Annotated in this window: 17 protein-coding genes and 1 riboswitch; of the genes, 9 read left to right on the top strand and 8 right to left on the bottom strand. The window is 71.6% G+C overall.

From position 1 onward, the window contains the following. Nucleotides 1-125 precede the first annotated feature (125 nt). The 5 genes from ABIA32_RS14830 to ABIA32_RS14810 form a co-directional block, all read right to left on the bottom strand. Nucleotides 126-1,328 carry a family 16 glycosylhydrolase gene (locus tag ABIA32_RS14830; protein WP_370094993.1) on the bottom strand — a complete coding sequence of 401 codons (1,203 nt, stop codon included), beginning with the start codon at nucleotides 1,326-1,328 and terminating at the stop codon, nucleotides 126-128. After that, nucleotides 1,327-1,513, bottom strand: a riboswitch (cyclic di-AMP (ydaO/yuaA leader). Its footprint overlaps the gene before it by 2 nt. A gap of 86 nt (nucleotides 1,514-1,599) precedes the next feature. Next, nucleotides 1,600-2,181 (bottom strand): TerD family protein, encoded by a 582-nt coding sequence (locus ABIA32_RS14825; RefSeq protein WP_370094991.1) that lies wholly within the window; start codon nucleotides 2,179-2,181, stop codon nucleotides 1,600-1,602. A gap of 136 nt (nucleotides 2,182-2,317) precedes the next feature. Next, entirely contained in the window at nucleotides 2,318-4,441 is a 2,124-nt protein-coding gene (uvrB, locus tag ABIA32_RS14820; RefSeq protein ID WP_370094990.1) for an excinuclease ABC subunit UvrB, read from the bottom strand. Nucleotides 4,442-4,532: 91 nt separating this feature from the next. Then, a complete protein-coding gene (locus ABIA32_RS14815) occupies nucleotides 4,533-5,105 on the bottom strand; it encodes a nitroreductase family protein (RefSeq protein ID WP_370094988.1) in 573 nt (190 codons plus the stop codon). A gap of 78 nt (nucleotides 5,106-5,183) precedes the next feature. After that, entirely contained in the window at nucleotides 5,184-5,678 is a 495-nt protein-coding gene (locus tag ABIA32_RS14810; protein WP_370094986.1) for a MarR family winged helix-turn-helix transcriptional regulator, read from the bottom strand. A gap of 63 nt (nucleotides 5,679-5,741) precedes the next feature. On the opposite strand from ABIA32_RS14810, the gene ABIA32_RS14805 reads away from it, so the two are divergent. Both ABIA32_RS14805 and ABIA32_RS14800 read left to right on the top strand, forming a co-directional pair. Next, on the top strand, nucleotides 5,742-6,377 hold the full coding sequence (locus tag ABIA32_RS14805) for a TIGR03086 family metal-binding protein (RefSeq protein ID WP_370094984.1): 636 nt from the start codon (nucleotides 5,742-5,744) through the stop codon (nucleotides 6,375-6,377). After that, nucleotides 6,371-6,760, top strand: coding sequence for a hypothetical protein (locus ABIA32_RS14800; protein WP_370094982.1), 390 nt, complete (start codon nucleotides 6,371-6,373; stop codon nucleotides 6,758-6,760). Before ABIA32_RS14805 ends, ABIA32_RS14800 begins: the two co-directional genes overlap by 7 nt. A gap of 9 nt (nucleotides 6,761-6,769) precedes the next feature. On the opposite strand, the gene zapE is transcribed toward ABIA32_RS14800, so the two are convergent. Then, nucleotides 6,770-7,828 (bottom strand): cell division protein ZapE, encoded by a 1,059-nt coding sequence (gene zapE, locus ABIA32_RS14795; protein WP_370094980.1) that lies wholly within the window; start codon nucleotides 7,826-7,828, stop codon nucleotides 6,770-6,772. 45 nt (nucleotides 7,829-7,873) lie between these two features. On the opposite strand from zapE, the gene ABIA32_RS14790 reads away from it, so the two are divergent. From ABIA32_RS14790 to ABIA32_RS14770, 5 genes are all read left to right on the top strand, one after another. Continuing rightward, nucleotides 7,874-8,674 carry a pyrimidine reductase family protein gene (locus ABIA32_RS14790; RefSeq protein ID WP_370094979.1) on the top strand — a complete coding sequence of 267 codons (801 nt, stop codon included), beginning with the start codon at nucleotides 7,874-7,876 and terminating at the stop codon, nucleotides 8,672-8,674. Between the two features lie 72 nt (nucleotides 8,675-8,746). Then, nucleotides 8,747-9,217 (top strand): indole-3-glycerol phosphate synthase, encoded by a 471-nt coding sequence (locus ABIA32_RS14785; RefSeq protein ID WP_370094977.1) that lies wholly within the window; start codon nucleotides 8,747-8,749, stop codon nucleotides 9,215-9,217. A gap of 158 nt (nucleotides 9,218-9,375) precedes the next feature. Continuing rightward, the gene (gene murC / locus ABIA32_RS14780) at nucleotides 9,376-10,785 is read left to right on the top strand and encodes a UDP-N-acetylmuramate--L-alanine ligase (protein ID WP_370094975.1); all 1,410 of its coding nucleotides are present in this window, start codon (nucleotides 9,376-9,378) and stop codon (nucleotides 10,783-10,785) included. 45 nt (nucleotides 10,786-10,830) lie between these two features. After that, nucleotides 10,831-11,238, top strand: coding sequence for a peptide-methionine (R)-S-oxide reductase MsrB (gene msrB / locus ABIA32_RS14775; protein ID WP_370094973.1), 408 nt, complete (start codon nucleotides 10,831-10,833; stop codon nucleotides 11,236-11,238). A 218-nt stretch (nucleotides 11,239-11,456) separates the two neighbouring features. Continuing rightward, the gene (locus tag ABIA32_RS14770; protein ID WP_370094971.1) at nucleotides 11,457-12,686 is read left to right on the top strand and encodes an FAD-dependent oxidoreductase; all 1,230 of its coding nucleotides are present in this window, start codon (nucleotides 11,457-11,459) and stop codon (nucleotides 12,684-12,686) included. Here ABIA32_RS14770 and ABIA32_RS14765 read toward each other — a convergent pair. Beyond that, nucleotides 12,662-12,895, bottom strand: coding sequence for a hypothetical protein (locus tag ABIA32_RS14765; protein WP_370094969.1), 234 nt, complete (start codon nucleotides 12,893-12,895; stop codon nucleotides 12,662-12,664). The genes ABIA32_RS14770 and ABIA32_RS14765 overlap by 25 nt on opposite strands. A gap of 137 nt (nucleotides 12,896-13,032) precedes the next feature. On the opposite strand from ABIA32_RS14765, the gene ABIA32_RS14760 reads away from it, so the two are divergent. Both ABIA32_RS14760 and ABIA32_RS14755 read left to right on the top strand, forming a co-directional pair. Beyond that, entirely contained in the window at nucleotides 13,033-14,115 is a 1,083-nt protein-coding gene (locus ABIA32_RS14760; protein WP_370094967.1) for a TauD/TfdA family dioxygenase, read from the top strand. Continuing rightward, a complete protein-coding gene (locus tag ABIA32_RS14755; protein ID WP_370094965.1) occupies nucleotides 14,112-14,735 on the top strand; it encodes a phosphonate degradation HD-domain oxygenase in 624 nt (207 codons plus the stop codon). The genes ABIA32_RS14760 and ABIA32_RS14755 overlap by 4 nt, the downstream gene beginning before the upstream one ends. Here the strand turns inward: ABIA32_RS14755 and ABIA32_RS14750 are convergent. Continuing rightward, entirely contained in the window at nucleotides 14,720-15,460 is a 741-nt protein-coding gene (locus ABIA32_RS14750) for a GntR family transcriptional regulator (RefSeq protein ID WP_370094963.1), read from the bottom strand. The two genes, ABIA32_RS14755 and ABIA32_RS14750, sit on opposite strands and share 16 nt — an antisense overlap. Nucleotides 15,461-15,541 lie beyond the last annotated feature (81 nt).

The raw sequence follows: 15,541 nt of genomic DNA, 5'->3' as shown, positions 1-15,541 counted from the left end.
CCGACGCCACCGGGCGGTGCTGGGCACCGCCGTGTTGACGAGGACGTCGTTCTAGGGAGTACTCCCCTCCGCTTGCCTTGCCAGGCTAACAAGACAGCAAAGGGGAGGCAAAGGCCGAGAGATGCTCAGTGGTAGACGCGAATGTAGTCGGCCGAGAAGGTGATCGGCGTGCTGCCGCTGGGGGCCGCGTGGTACTGGCCGGCCGAGAGCGACAGGTTGAGGATCAGGTAGGCAGACCAGTTCGCGCCCACGCCGTTGCCGTCCGAGTAGACCTTGACTCCGTTGACGTACCAGTCGACCGAGTTGGCGCCGTACTTGGTGCCGATGGTGACCCACTGGCCCGGCTTCACCGCGTTCGCGTCGGTGAAGTAGTTCGAGCCGGAGGTGACGTGGTTGGTGAGCTCCAGCAGGTTCGGGTTGTCCGGGTGGTACTCGAAGGAGTCGATCTCACCGTTGCCGTTCTTCCACGTCCACAGGGCCGGCCAGGCGCCCACACCGGTGGGGAGCTTCATCCGGGCCTCGACGTAGTCGCCGGTCTTGACCTGGAAGCCCTCCTTGGAGCCCTCGGTCGTCAGCATGCCGGTCGTCCACGCCTGCTTGCCGTTCTCCAGCGTGTGCGAGCTGGGCTGGGCCGTGAAGGTGGCCACGCCGTTCGCGACGGTGACGTCGTTGGTGTCCAGCCAGTCGAGCTTGTTGTCGTTGGGGTTGTGGTTGCCGTACTGGTAGGAGGAGGAGCTGTCGCCGACCCAGCGCTGGCCCCAGTTGATCGGACCGTTGAACTCGTCGGACCAGATCGGGGTGGTGGAGGAGGCGACGCCGGCCGGGATCGCGCTGCCACCGCTCGGGGCGGGCACCGGAGTCGGCGTGGGCTTCGGCGTCGGCGTGGGGGTCGGCGTGGGCTTCGGGGCCGGGGTCGGGGTCGAGCTGGAGCCGATGGTCAGCGTCTTCGCGGTCAGGTTGTGCCAGCCGCTGGCGTCGAGGTAGGCGCCCATCATCGTGTAGTGGCCGGGGGCGAAGGTCCGCGTGCCCGCGTGGAAGGTCAGGCCGGAGGGGCAGATCCGCGCGTTGCTGCGCCACTGCGGGAAGTCCAGGTTGTTGCCGGCCGCGTCGCGGACGGCCACACCGAGGCTGCGCACGGTCACGCAGGAGGTCGCGCTGACCTTGACGGTCGCGGTGGCGGTCTTGCCGCTGACAGTGGCGGACAGGCCGGTCTCGCTGACGCGCGGGGTGCTCGCCTGGGCCTGCGGCACGAAAGCCGCGCCGAGAAGCAGGGCCGGCACGGCGCCGAACGTGAGTATGCGGGCAGGGGTCGACAGGGTGGGATGCATGGCGCCTCTCCGACGCCTGCGAGGTGAGCTGTCGGATTCGGGCCGTGAGAGTAGCCCGGCCGCGCGGACGCGGCTTCACCCCAAGCCTCGCGACATGGCGAGGCAGCGTGCACCTGGTTCCCCCGCTCCGGCCCGTGGTGTTCGTAGACCCGGCGGCGAGGGGCAGGATTCGGCGTCCCGACGCTGGGGTCCGTCGATGGGAGCGGACCTGCGCAGGTTAGGCAGATTGAATGACCGCAACCAAACATTCTCCCTACGATTGAGGGCTATCTCACAGGCTCTGCTCGATCACCGGAAGCATGTCCTGGAAGGTCCTCCCCTGCGCCGGCACGCCGATCGCGGCCATCTGCCAACCATCGTTCGCGTCCCGGTAGACCTTGGCCATGACCTGGCCGGTGTGGGCGCCGCCGCCGTCGAGCGTGTAGCGGGCCAGCTCCTGGCCCTTGATCTCGTCGACCAGGCGGCAGTGGGCCCGCTGGACCTCCTGGAAGCTCTGGCCGTTGTACGAGTTCACGGTGAAGACGATCTGGGTGATCTTCTTCGGAACCCGGTGCAGATCCACCATGATCGACTCGTCGTCCTCGCCGCCGCTGCCGCCGACCAGGTTGTCGCCGGTGTGGCGGACCGAGCCGTCGTTGCTGACCAGGTGCTGGAAGAAGACGACATCCGCCAGCGAGCCGCCCGCGTAGAGGACGGCCGAGGCGTCCAGATCGATCTCGCGGCGGCGCATCCCGAAGAGCCCGCGGCGGGGCGCGGCCTGCCACCCGAGGCCCATCCGGACCACCGTCAGCGAGCCGCCGCCCGCCGCCTTATCCAGGCTGACACTCTGCCCCTTGCTCAAGCTCACCGACATGGCTCGGCCCTCCCCGAATCGATCCGCGGCGTCGGCCGCCGCGGCCTCTCATCCCTAGGCTTGAACCTTACGACCTGGGGGTCGCGTGGGAACGGATCAGCACGGACCCGCCGGGGCCGATCAGCGGGCCATCCGGTCAGGCGATGCCCGCTTCGCGCATCTGGCGCAACTCCTTCTTGAGCTCGTTGACCTCGTCGCGCAGCCGGGCCGCGACTTCGAACTGCAGCTCAGCCGCAGCGGCGTGCATTCGGTCCGTCAGTTCGCCGATGAGATCGGCCAGCTCGGCCGCAGGCAGGCTCTTGGCACCCTTCTTGCCGGCCGCTGCCGCTGCCTTCGCGCCGAGGGCCGGGACCGGTGCCTTCTGGCCCTTGCCGCCGCCCGTGCCGGACTGGCGGTAGCCCGTGCTGAGCAGCTCGGCGGTGTCCATGTCCTCGCGGGCGAGGGAGTCGAGGATGTCGCCGATCTTCTTGCGCAGCGGCTGCGGGTCGATCCCGTGCTCGGCGTTGTAGGCCTGCTGGATCTCACGGCGGCGGTTGGTCTCGGAGATGGCGCGGTCCATCGCCGGGGTGATCCGGTCGGCGTACATGTGGACCTGGCCGGAGACGTTACGGGCGGCGCGGCCGATCGTCTGGATCAGCGAGGTGGGCGACCGGAGGAAGCCCTCCTTGTCGGCGTCGAGGATCGCGACGAGGGAGACCTCGGGCAGGTCGAGGCCCTCGCGCAGCAGGTTGATGCCGATCAGCACGTCGTAGTCGCCGGCGCGCAGCTGGCGCAGCAGTTCGATCCGGCGCAGCGTGTCGACATCGCTGTGCAGGTACCGGACCCGGATGCCGAGCTCCAGCATGTAGTCCGTCAGATCCTCGGACATCTTCTTGGTCAGCGTGGTGACCAGGACGCGCTCGTCCTTCTCGGTGCGCAGCCTGATCTCATGGATCAGATCGTCGATCTGGCCCTCCGTCGGCTTGACGACGACCTCGGGGTCGATCAGGCCGGTGGGCCGGATGATCTGCTCGACCTGGCCGTCGCCTCGGGAGAGCTCGTAGGCGCCGGGAGTGGCCGAGAGGTAGACCGTCTGGCCGATGCGCTCGACGAACTCCTCCCATTTCAGCGGGCGGTTGTCCATCGCCGAGGGCAGCCGGAAGCCGTGCTCGACGAGCGCGCGCTTGCGCGAGGCGTCGCCCTCGTACATCGCGCCGATCTGCGGCACGGTGACGTGGGACTCGTCGATGACCAGGAGGAAGTCCTCAGGGAAGAAGTCCATCAGGGTGTTCGGCGCGGTGCCCGGATCGCGGCCGTCGATGTGCCGGGAGTAGTTCTCGATGCCCGAGCAGGTGCCGATCTGCCGCATCATCTCGATGTCGTACGTCGTGCGCATGCGCAGCCGCTGGGCCTCCAGCAGCTTGCCCTGCTTCTCCATCGTGGCGAGCGTCGTCTCCAGCTCCGCCTCGATCCCGGTGATGGCGCGCTCCATCCGCTCCGCGCCGGCGACGTAATGCGAGGCGGGGAAGACGTGCAGCTGCTCGTCCTCGCTGATGACCTCGCCGGTCAGCGGGTGCAGCGTGCTCAGCGCCTCGATCTCGTCGCCGAACATCTCGATCCGGATGGCGAGCTCCTCGTAGACCGGGAAGATCTCGATCGTGTCGCCGCGGACTCGGAAGGTGCCGCGGGTGAAGGCGACGTCGTTGCGGTTGTACTGGATCTCGACGAAGCGGCGCAGCAGCGCGTCGCGGTCGATCTCGTCGCCGACCTTGAGCTGGACCATCCGGTCGACGTACTCCTGCGGCGTGCCGAGGCCGTAGATGCAGGAGACGGAGGCGACCACGATCACGTCGCGCCGGGTCAGCAGCGAGTTGGTGGCCGAGTGGCGCAGCCGCTCGACCTCCTCGTTGATCGAGGAGTCCTTCTCGATGTAGGTGTCCGTCTGCGCGATGTAGGCCTCGGGCTGGTAGTAGTCGTAGTACGAGACGAAGTACTCGACCGCGTTGTTCGGCAGCAGCTCGCGGAACTCGTTCGCCAGCTGGGCGGCGAGCGTCTTGTTCGGCGCCATCACGAGCGTGGGGCGCTGCAGCTTCTCGATCATCCACGCCGTCGTGGCGGACTTGCCCGTGCCGGTGGCGCCGAGCAGCACGACGTCCTTCTCGCCCGCGCGGACGCGGCGCTCCAGCTCCGCGATGGCAGTGGGCTGGTCTCCGTTGGGCTGGTAGGGACTGACGACCTCGAAGGGCGCCACGGACCGCTGAAGATCGGTGATGGGTCTCACGGCACCAACCGTACGACCCACCACTGACAAATCGGCTCCGACGGCCGAAAGGCCTTTGCGGAAAGCCCGGGGAAAACAGTCTGACGGTGACCTACACTCGGGCCGACTCGGCCCAGGGGGCCGCGCAGAGGTCGGCGACGGCGCGGCGGTCGCGCGTCAGGGCGGGTTCCTCCGCCGTGCGGCCGATCGCGATCATGGAGACGATCGCCCAGCCGGGATCGGGGCGGAGCTCCTCGGTGAGGCCGTCGAGGTCGAAGGCGCGGAACTGGTGGGTGGCGAGGCCCAGCGCCTGCGCCTGGACGGTCAGGTGGGCCGCCGCCTGACCGAGGTCGTAGTCGGCGAACTCGGAATACGTGATCCCCGGATCGCCGACCCAACGGCGCGTCAGCGTGACCACGAGCAGGCCCGCGTCGGTCGCCCAGCGGGCGGAGCTGGGGGCGAGGTGGCGCAGCACCCGAGCATGTCCCGACTCCCCCGGCCGGGCCGCGAAGAAGCCCCACGGCTGCGAGTTCCCTGCGGAGGGCGCCCAGCGCGCGGCCTCCAGCAGCAGCGCGAGGGCCTCGTCGTCCACGGCCCCAAACGGGTCGAACTTGTCAGGGCTGAACCGCCCGGCCAACAGGGGGTGAATCGCTCCGGGCCCGGACCGTTCAAGATCGCTGCGCATGTGCGGGTGCAACGAGCCGCGCCGGCGGCGTATTCCGCTCCGGCTACCGCTTTCCCGCGATGGGCGGCAGGCCGCGCGTCAGGTGACGGACGCGCCCAGCCCCGGCCCGGCCTCGGACGCGGGCCCGGTCAGGCTCAGGTCCTGCAGTGCGGCGAGCGCCTGCAGGCCGCGCAGGAAAGCGGCACGGTCCGCGGCCGGGAGTCGACCGAGCAGGCGTTCCTCGCCGATCTGGATCGCGGCCTGGACCGCGTCCCGCACCCGTCGCCCCTCCGGGGTCAGCGCGAGCAGGCGGACCCTGCGGTCCAGCGGGTCGGGCTCGCGGCTGATCAGGCCGCGCGCCGCGAGGTCGTCGAGCACCGCGATGATGCGGGTCTTGTCCGCGCCGATCGCTTCCGCCAGCGCCGCCTGGGTCCGCAGTGGCGTCGCGTCGAGGCGCAGCAGCACCGCGTAGGCCCACATGCTGACGCCGTGCGCGTCGAGGATCGGCTGCTCGGCAGCCATCAGGGCACGCCCCAAGGGCACCATCATCGCCGCCAGATCAGGACGGGCCGTCCCCTGCGCCTTCTGAGCCATGTCACGAACGTACCGGTTGACAATTCATATGCTTGAGCACATCGTAAGCACATGCTTATGAATGTGACTCCGGCGAAATTCGACGACCTACGTCGCCTGCACGCGCAGGCAATCCGCGAAAGCGTCGCTCTGGTCCGCCGGATCACCGACGCGGACCTCCCCCGGCCGACCCCCTGCACCGACTGGACCCTCGGCGACCTGCTCGCGCACATGACGGCCCAGCACAGGGGCTTCGCGGCGGCGGCGCTCGGCCGCGGCGAAGACCTCACGCAGTGGGCCGTCACGTCGCTCGACGCGGACTTCGTCGCGCAGTACGACGCGGCGGCCGAGCAGGTCGTCGCCGCCTTCGCGCAGCTCACCGAGCCCGACCGCGGCCTGATCCTCGCCGAGTTCGCCCGCGATCAGAGCTTTCCGGCCGCGCTGGCCCTCGGCTTCCACCTGCTCGACTACGTGGTCCACGGCTGGGACGTCGCCCGCGCCCTCGGGTTGGGCTTCGCGCCTGACGCCGAGCTGCTGGCCGCCGCGCTGCCCGTCGCACTCGCCGTCCCGGACGGCGCGTCGCGGCTCGCCGCCGACAGCCCCTTCCGCCCCGGCCTGGCGGCCGACGCCTCCACCGACACGCTGGAACGGATCCTGTTCGCACTGGGGCGCTCGCCGTCCTGGCCGGGCGGCGCGACCGAGGGCGCACCCTCGTGCTGAGGTCGTCCTGGACGCCCGGCCTGGATCACGGCCGACGCGGCCCGGTGCTGGTGAGCGTCACCGATTTCACCCTCGACCGGCTCGTCGACCTGCCCGGCGTCTACCGCGCGGCCCGGCGGCTCGCCGCCGACTGGACCGAGCTCGAAGGAGCTCACGGAATGTGGCTCTGGGCGCTCCCGACGGAGCGCCGCTGCGGGGCCGTCGCCGTCTGGTCCGACGAGACCGCCCTGCGCGACTTCGTCGCCTGGCCGCCCCACGTCGCGATCATGGGGCGGTACCGCGGCCGGGGCCGACTGTGCTCGACGAGCCGGCAGGCGGACGCCTTCGACCCGGCGGACATCTGGTCCCGCGCACAGGCCGGGCTGATCACCCGGGCCCAATAGCCCCTGCGGCTACCGCGTGGCCGCCCGCTCGGCCACCACCGCGCTGTCGCGCGCCAGCGCGACGAGGCGGGAGACGGCGCGGAGGTACTTCTTCTTGTACCCCCCGTTCAGCATCTCCTCGCTGAATATCGAGTCGAACGCCGTCCCCGAGGCCACCACCGGCAGCTCGCGGTCGTACATCCGGTCGGCGAGGACCACCAGGCGCAGCGCGGTGCTCTGGTCGGGGACAGCGGTGACCCCGCGCAGGAAGACCGCGTCCACGCCGTCGAGCAGCGCGCCGTAGCGGCTCGGGTGCACGTCGGAGAGGTGGTTCAACAGTGCGTCGAAGTCGTCCAGCGACGCGCCGGGGCCGAAGTCGAAGGCCAACTCCTCGACCTCCGCGTCGCCGTAGGGCGGCGGCGCCTCGGGGAGGCCGCGGTGGCGGTAGTCCTGCCCGTCTATTCGGACGCTGCGGAAGCGGGCGGCCAGGCCCTGGATCTCCCGCATGAAGTCGGACGCCGCGAAGCGCCCCTCCCCCAGCTTGCCGGGCAGCGTGTTCGAGGTGGCCGCCAGCTTCACGCCGGCCTCCGCGAGGCGGGTCAGCAGGGACGAGACCAGCACGGTGTCGCCCGGGTCGTCGAGCTCGAACTCGTCGATGCAGAGCAGCGTGTGCCCGGAGAGCGCCTGCACCGCCTGCTGGAAGCCGAGGGCGCCGACCAGGTTTGTCAGCTCCACGAAGGTGCCGAAGGCCTTGGGGCCGGGCGCCGCGTGCCAGAGCGAGGCCAGGAGGTGGGTCTTGCCGACGCCGTAGCCGCCGTCGAGGTAGATGCCGCCGGGACCGGCCGGCGTGGCCGGCTGCGTCGAACGGCCGAACCAGCGCTTCTTCGCCGCCGGGGCCGCGCCACGCGGGGTGAGTCCCTCCGCGAAGGCCGAGAGGATGCGGACCGCGTCGCTCTGGCTGGCCTGCTGCGGGTCGGGTATGTAGGTGGAGAAACGCGCGCCCTGGAAGCGCGGCGGCGGGACCATCTCGGCGATCAGCCGCTCGGCGGCGACGACGGGCCGGCGTTCGGCCAGGGCTATAGGCGACACGATTGCCAAGGGTACGGTCCGCGGGGGCGTGGAAGACTGCCCCTTGTGCGCAGACTGCTTCCGTACGCCCCAGATGTGACCGACCTCACCTCTGCCTCGGCCGATGACGACGCTCCGTGGAGCCTCGACGCCCTGGCCGAGGCCTACGCCTACCCGACCCAGGTCGTCGACGCAGGCCAGCCCTGGCTGCGCGGCAACATGGTCAGCAGCCTCGACGGCGCGGCCGGCCTGGACGGCCTGTCCGAGGGCCTCTCCTCCGCCGCCGACAAGCGGATCTTCGGCGTGCTGCGGGCCCTCGCCGACGTCGTGCTCGTCGGCGCCCAGACCGTACGCGCCGAGGGCTACCGCCCCGCCCAGGCCCGCGCCGAGTTCGCGGCGGACCGCGCGGCGCGCAGACAGGGGCCCGCACCGGTGATCGCCATCGTCTCGGCCGGGCTCGACCTGGACTTCGACCTTCCGCTCTTCACCGAACCCCTGGTCCGCACCGTCGTGCTGACCGCCGAGTCGGCGCCGGACGAGGGGCTGGCCGCCGCCCGCCGGGTGGCTGATGTGATCGTTGCGGGCGAACAGCATGTGGATCTGGTGCGCGCCGTCACCGCGCTGGCCGAACGCGGTTGGACGCGACTGCTGACCGAGGGCGGGCCCCGGCTGCTGGGCCAGCTGGCCGAGGCGCATCGTCTGGACGAGCTCTGCCTGACCCTGGCGCCGCTGCTCGCGGCGGGTGCCGCACCCCGAATCGCCCACAGCGCACAGGCGGTCGCGGAGCAGCTGGAACTGGTCGGCCTGCTGGAGGAGAAAGGTTTCCTCTTCGCTCGCTACGCCCGTAGCGTGAAGATTGCGCAATAACGGAGCGATCACCTCCGGATATTGCGAGAGGATGCAGGAGCAGCGCCGAGTGAAGAGGGAAGAAGGACACACGTGTTCACTACCGTTCTGTTGATCGAGAAGGCTCTCTCTGACGCCGACGTCGAACTCGTCACCACGCTCCACGGCGACGAACAGATCCGCTTCCACGTCGTGATGCAGCCGCGCGGCAAGCAGGACGAACTGCTCCGAGCCATCGACGACGTCGCGTTCGGCTACCTCGACCAGGCCGCGAAGGAGCACGAGGAGCCGCACGGACAGGACGCGCTCACCGCCGCCGACCAGGCGCTGCAGCACACCCTCCGGGCGCTGCGCCACGCCGGCGCGGCCGAGGCCGAGGGCGCCGTGGTGGACCACAACCCGCTGGACGGGCTCAAGGACCTGGTCCAGGAGGTCGAGGCGGACGAGGTGATCGTGCTGGCCGCGCCGCACTGGGTCGAGGGCCTGTTCCACCGCGACTGGGCCTCGCAGGCCCGGCACAGGGTCGGCGTCCCCGTCCTCCAGCTCTTCGCTCAGCAGGACTGACAGCAGGACTCACGCCTCAGCGCTGTGAGGCCACGGGTCCGACGGTCGTCCACAGGTCGTCGGGAGCGGCGGACGGGCGTCTGCGCCGGGGCGCACCCCGGATACGGCAGAATCGAGGCGACCGCCCGCCCCCGGCACGACCCTCGGAGCCCGACACCATGACCGCCGCCCCGGCAGCCCCGTCAGCCTCGTCCGCGCCCCTGTCCGCCCCGCACTTCATCGGCATCGGGGGCGCCGGCATGTCCGGGCTCGCCAAGATCCTCGCGCTGCGCGGGGCCCAGGTCTCCGGCAGCGACGCCAAGGAGTCCACGGTGGTGCTGGCGCTGCGCCAGCTCGGCGCGGAGGTGTACGTCGGCCACGCCGCCGAGCACGTCCCGGCCGGGGCCGGCTGCATCGTCGTCTCCAGCGCGATCCGGGAGGACAACCCCGAGATCGCCGAGGCCCGCCGCCGTGGCCTGCCGATCATCCACCGCGCGGACGCGCTCGCGGAGCTGATGGAGGGCCGCAGCGCCCTCGCGGTCGCGGGCACCCACGGCAAGACGACGACCACGAGCATGCTCGCCGTCAGCCTCACCGCGCTGGGCCTGGACCCCTCCTTCGCCATCGGCGGGGACCTCAACGAGCCGGGCAGCAACGCCCACCACGGCACCGGCCGGATCTTCGTGGCCGAGGCGGACGAGAGCGACCGCAGCTTCCAGAAGTACACGCCCGAGGTCGCCATCGTCCTCAACGTGGAGCTGGACCACCACGCGAACTACGCCTCCATGGACGAGATCTACGAGTCCTTCGAGGCCTTCGCCGACGGCATCGTGCCGGGCGGCGCGCTGGTCGTGGACGTGGACCACGCGGGCGCGGCGGAGCTGGCGCGCCGGGTGTCGGGGCGTCAGTTCGACATCGTGACCGTGGGCGAGGCGGATTCGGCCGACTTCCGGATCCTCCGGATCACCGCGCGCGGCATGACCAGCGAGGTCACCGTGGCCCTGCCGGACGACCAGGAGCTGACCTTCACCGTCAACGTCCCCGGCCGCCACTACGCCCACAACGCGGTCGCGGCGCTGGCCGCCGGCGTGCGGCTCGGCGTCCCCGCGGCGGAGCTCGCTGCGGCACTGAGCAAGTACCAGGGGGTGCGGCGTCGGCTCCAGCTCAAGGGCGAGTCGGCGGGCGTCCAGGTGATCGACTCCTACGCCCACCACCCGACCGAGATCGCCGCCGACCTCCAGGCGATCCGCGAGGCGGCGGGCGAGGGCCGGGTGCTGGTCGTCTTCCAGCCGCACCTGTTCAGCCGTACCCGCGAGCTCGGCCTGGAGATGGGCGAGGCGCTGGCGCTGGCCGACCAGGTGGTCGTCCTCGACATCTACCCGGCGCGCGAGGACCCGATCCCGGGCATCACCAGCGAGATCGTCATCGAGGCGGCCCGCGCCAAGGGCGCCGACGTCCAGGGCGCGCACTCGGTCGCCGCGGTGCCGGAGATCGTCGCGGGAATCGCGAAGCAGGGTGATCTGGTTCTCACCATGGGAGCCGGGGACGTCACCTTCCTCGGCCCGGAGATCCTCACCCGCCTTGGCTGACCGGCCGGGGAGCCTGCCCGGCCCGGAACGAAGGAGCGCCGCACCATGGGTTACGACATCGAGAAGACCGACGCGGAGTGGCGCGCCGAGCTCACCCCGGAGGAGTACGCCGTCCTCCGCAAGGCCGGCACGGAGCGCCCCTTCGTCGGCGAGTACACCGACACCAAGACGGTGGGCGTCTACTCCTGCCGCGCCTGCGGCAGCGAGCTGTTCAGCTCGGAGACCAAGTTCGACTCCCACTGCGGCTGGCCGAGCTACTTCGCTCCGCTCGCCGAGGACCGCGTCCAGTACATCACCGACGAGAGCCACGGCATGCGCCGCGTCGAGGTCCGCTGCGCTACGTGTGGCTCCCACCTGGGCCACGTCTTCGAGGGCGAGGGCTACAGCACCCCGACGGACCAGCGCTACTGCATCAACAGCATCTCGCTGAAGCTGAAGCCCGCGGAAGGCTGAACCAGCCGGACGCCGCGCCACCGCCCGCTCCGACGCCGTGGCGCTCGGCCGCCAAGATCTATGGTCATGTGGACGGGCGATTGTGTGGGCGCTCAGAAGGACTGAGGCGGTGCCTCCGCAGGGGTCCCACCCGCAGGGATCAGCACCGTGCCGCGCCTGTCACGGATCTTTGTGACGCGCCTGTGTGAGAGCCGTCCCGGCGGGGGAAGGAGCCGGGCATGGGGGAACTGCGGCTGGCCGTGGCGGGGGCCGGGCTGGGCGGGCTGTGTCTGGCGCAGGGGCTGCGCCGGGCCGGGATCGATGTGGAGGTGTACGAGCGGGACGCGGGCCCGCTCGTGCGGCAGCAGGGCTATCGGCTGCATCTGGACGCCCGCGCCGGGCTGGCGCTCGAACGGTGCTTGCCGCCAGGGCTGTTCGAGCTGTTCCTGGCCACCTGCGGGCGGCCCAGCCGCCGGTTCACGGTGCTGAGCGACCGGTTGCGGGTGCTGCACGAGGTGCGTGGGGACGAGGACGTCGACCGCTACGCGCCCGCGACAATGGCCACCTCGGTGCACCGGCAGACGCTGCGCGAGGTGCTCGGCGCCGGGCTGGAGGGCCGGATCCACTACGGGCGGGAGCTCACCGGGTTCGACGCCTCCGCCGCCGGCGTGCGGCTGAACTTCGCCGACGGCAGCAGCGCGGAGGCGGACCTGTTGGTCGGCGCGGACGGCGTGGCCTCCGCGGTGCGCCGCCAACTCCTGCCCCACGCACGGGTGGTCGACACCGGCGGCCGCTGCCTCTACAGCCGGACGCCGCTCACCGAGGAGGCCCGCGAGCTGCTGCCGCCCGCGCTGCACCAGGGCTTCACCGCCTTCGTCGGCGGCCGGATCGGGATGGCCGCAGGACTGGTCTGCCTGCGGCAGTCGCCGGAGCGGGCGGCGGCGCGGATCGCGCCCGACGTGCGGCTCTCGCCGGTCGCGGACTACATGATGTGGGCGGTGACCGCCCAGCGCGCGGCGTTCCGGACCTCGGACGCCGCGCTGACCGCAGCCGACCCGGCCACCCTGCATGCGCTGGCCTCGCGGGCGGTCCGGTCCTGGCACCCGGACCTGCTCCGACTCGTCGCCCTCGCCGAGCCAGAACACACCTTCCTGGCCAGGATCCGGACGGCGCTGCCGGTCCCGGCGTGGGAACCGGGCCGGGTCACCCTGCTCGGCGACGCGATACACGCGATGAGCCCGGCGCGCGGCTCCGGCGCGAACACCGCGCTGCAGGACGCCGCGGTGCTCTGCGGCGCCCTGACCGAAGCCGCCGACGACCCGGTCGCGGCCGTGGGCCGCTACGAGACCGAGATGCGGGAGTACGGCTTCGCGGCGGTCGAGGCCTCCCGCCGGGCCGAGGCGGAGGGCGGTGCGCGCGGCGCGGGGCGGCTCGCGTTCGGGCTCTACCGACACCTCGCGCGAGGCTGAGCGCCCCGCTGAACTCCCGGCCAGGATCCGCCGTTCAGCGGCATCGTCATCGTCGGCTTGACCGGCGAGACATCCGGGCGGACCCGGCTGACCGCCGTGCCGAGGGCGAAGAACTCCACGGCGTGCTCGTCCCAGTAGCCGAAGTCGTCGACGACGGTGCCGACGACGCCGTCCGAGCCGAGCTGCTGACGACTGGCCGTGGACCGCACCGACCCCATCCCCGCGCGGTGACACCGGGTGCCACCCTCCGTTCGTACGGCGTTCAACCGGGGCGCTCTTGGCAGGGTGAGCCCGAGAGGCAAAAGTTGGCTATACAACTTTTGGAAGGAATAGAGAGAGGACCTCCATGCTGTCGACCGAGCCCGCCGCGCTGCCGGCGCTGCCCGCGCTCTGGCTGCGCGACAACTGCGGCTGCGCCGAGTGCCGCGATCCGCGCACCGGGCAGAAGCTCTTCCAGATCAACGAACTGCCCGCGAAGCTCGGCGTCGAGTCGGCCGAGTCGGCCGACGGGGAGTGGCAGGTCGTCTGGTCACCCGACGGCCACCGTTCCCGCTACGACGCGACCTGGCTGGCCGAGGCAGGCGCGCCGGACGACCGGGCCGAGGACGCGAAGGAGCTCTGGCCCACAGCCGCCGCGCTCGACGGACGACTGCCCGATGCCAGTTGGGCGGCCTACCTCGACGACCCGGCCGAGCGCACACGGATGCTCGACGCGGTCCGCTCGCTCGGCTTCTGCCTGCTGCGCGCCGTTCCGCTGCGCGAGGGCCAGGTGCGGGAGGTGGCCCGAAGCTTCGGTTACGTCCGCGAGACCAACTACGGCCTGCAGTTCGAGGTCAGGGTCGAGGAGGAGCCCAACAACCTGGCCTTCACGAACGTCCGGATCACCCCGCACACCGACAACCCCTATCGCGACCCGGTGCCCGCCCTGCAACTGCTGCACTGCCTGGTCAACGAGGCCGACGGCGGCGATTCCGGCCTGGTGGACGGCTTCGCCGCGGCCGCCCGCCTGCGTGCCGAACAGCCCGACGCGTTCGCGGTCCTGACCCGGACTCCGGTGCCCTTCGCGTTCCGTGACGCGACCACCGAGCTGCGCGCGGAGAGCCCGCTCATCGCAGTCGACGCGCGCGGGCGGATCCGCGAGGTGCGCTTCAACAACCGCTCCCTGGCGACGCTGCGCCTCCCGGCCAACGAGACCGAGGCCTTCTACGCCGCCTACCGCTCGTTCGCCGAGCTGCTGCTCAGCCCGGAGCTGCAACTGGAGTTCCGGCTCGTTCCCGGTGACTGCCTGGTCTTCGACAACACCCGGCTGCTGCACGCCCGCACCGCGTTCGAGCGGGGCGGCGCGCGCCATCTCCAGGGCTGCTACGCCGACCTGGACGGCCTGCTCAGCACGCTCGCGGTGCTGCGCCGGACGGAGCAGCAGCGATGACGCCGCCGGACCGGATCGTCGACGCGATCGCGGCCCTCTTCGAGGGCGAGGGCGCGCAGGACTACCTCGGCGAGGCCGTCACCCAGGCCCAGCACATGCTGCAGGCAGCAGCACTCGCCGAGGCCGCGGACGCGCCCCCGGCGCTGGTCGCGGCGGCGCTGCTGCACGACGTGGGTCACTTCTGCGGCGCGGTCCACGGCCGCGAGTTGATGGCGGGGACCCAGGACAACCGGCACAGCCACCAGGGCGCGGACTGGCTGGCGTCCTGGTTCGGGCGGGAGGTGACCGAGCCGGTGCGGCTGCACGTGGCCGCGAAGCGGTACCTCTGCGCGGTCGAGCCGGGCTACTTCGACCGACTGTCGCCGGCCTCGGTCCACACCCTGAGCCTCCAGGGCGGCCCGATGGGCCCGACCGAGGCGGCGGAGTTCGCCCGTCACCCCTACGCGTCCGACGCGGTCCGGCTGCGCCGCTGGGACGAGGCGGCGAAGGAGCCCGACGCCGACGACCCCGGCTTCGAGCACTACCGCGTGCTCCTCGCCGCGCTGGTGCTGACGCCGGGTCAGGCTGGTCCGGTTCAAGCGGGTCCGGATCAAGCCGGTCCCGTTCAAGAAGCGGTCTGACGCCGCCGGCTGAGCGCCGTCGTGGCCAGCGAGTTGTGCACGGTGAACGCGACGGTCCCCGGGAGGTAGCGGTCCTCGGACCATTCCACCGGGGCGCCCGTCGGGTCGGTGGTCCGGCGGCGTTCGCGCAGCAGCGCGCTGCCGGGCGGGCAGCCCAGCAGGCGGGCGTCGTCCGGGTCGGCGAGGACCAGATCGACGGTGTGGTCGGCGTCCGCGAGCACGAGGCCGTGAGCCTCCAGCAGCTCGGTGACCGAGACGGCGTCGGCGGGCATCGCCGCCACCAGCTCGCCGATCGGACCCGGGTAGACGGTCCGCTCAACCATCACCGGCGCGCTGCCGAGCGTCCGGCAACGCAGCACGGCGAAGACGGACTCCCCCGGCGGGACACGAAGTTGCCCGGCCTCGACGGCGTCCGCCTCGCGCCAGCCCGCCGCGACGACGGACCCGCCCGGTTCCTCCCCCAGCGACCGCGCCCAGCGCGTGAAGCTCAGCAGTTCGCCGAAGCTCTGCAGCCTCGGCTGCTCCAGCACGACGCGGCGCGTCCCGCGGCGCGAGGTGACCACGCCTTCCGCCCGGAGCATCGCCAGCGCCTGCCGGACGGTCCCGCGCGACACGCCGTGCGCGGCGGCCAACGCCTCCTCGCTGGGCAGCCGGCCGCCCTCCCCGTACTCCCCCCGCAGCACGTCTGCACGCACTCGCGCCGCCAAGTCCCGATACCTCGCCACGCTGGGATCCTTTCACGCGCCGCTGCCGGGGATCCGCAGTACGCCATCGCGGGTAACCGAGGCAGGGCACGCCGGCGCTGA

It is taken from the genome of Streptacidiphilus sp. MAP12-20, assembly GCF_041262525.1.
Classification (GTDB): Bacteria; Actinomycetota; Actinomycetes; order Streptomycetales; family Streptomycetaceae; genus Streptacidiphilus.
The sequence above is the reverse complement of the archived record's forward strand: the minus strand, read 5'-3'. Positions and strand labels throughout refer to the sequence as shown.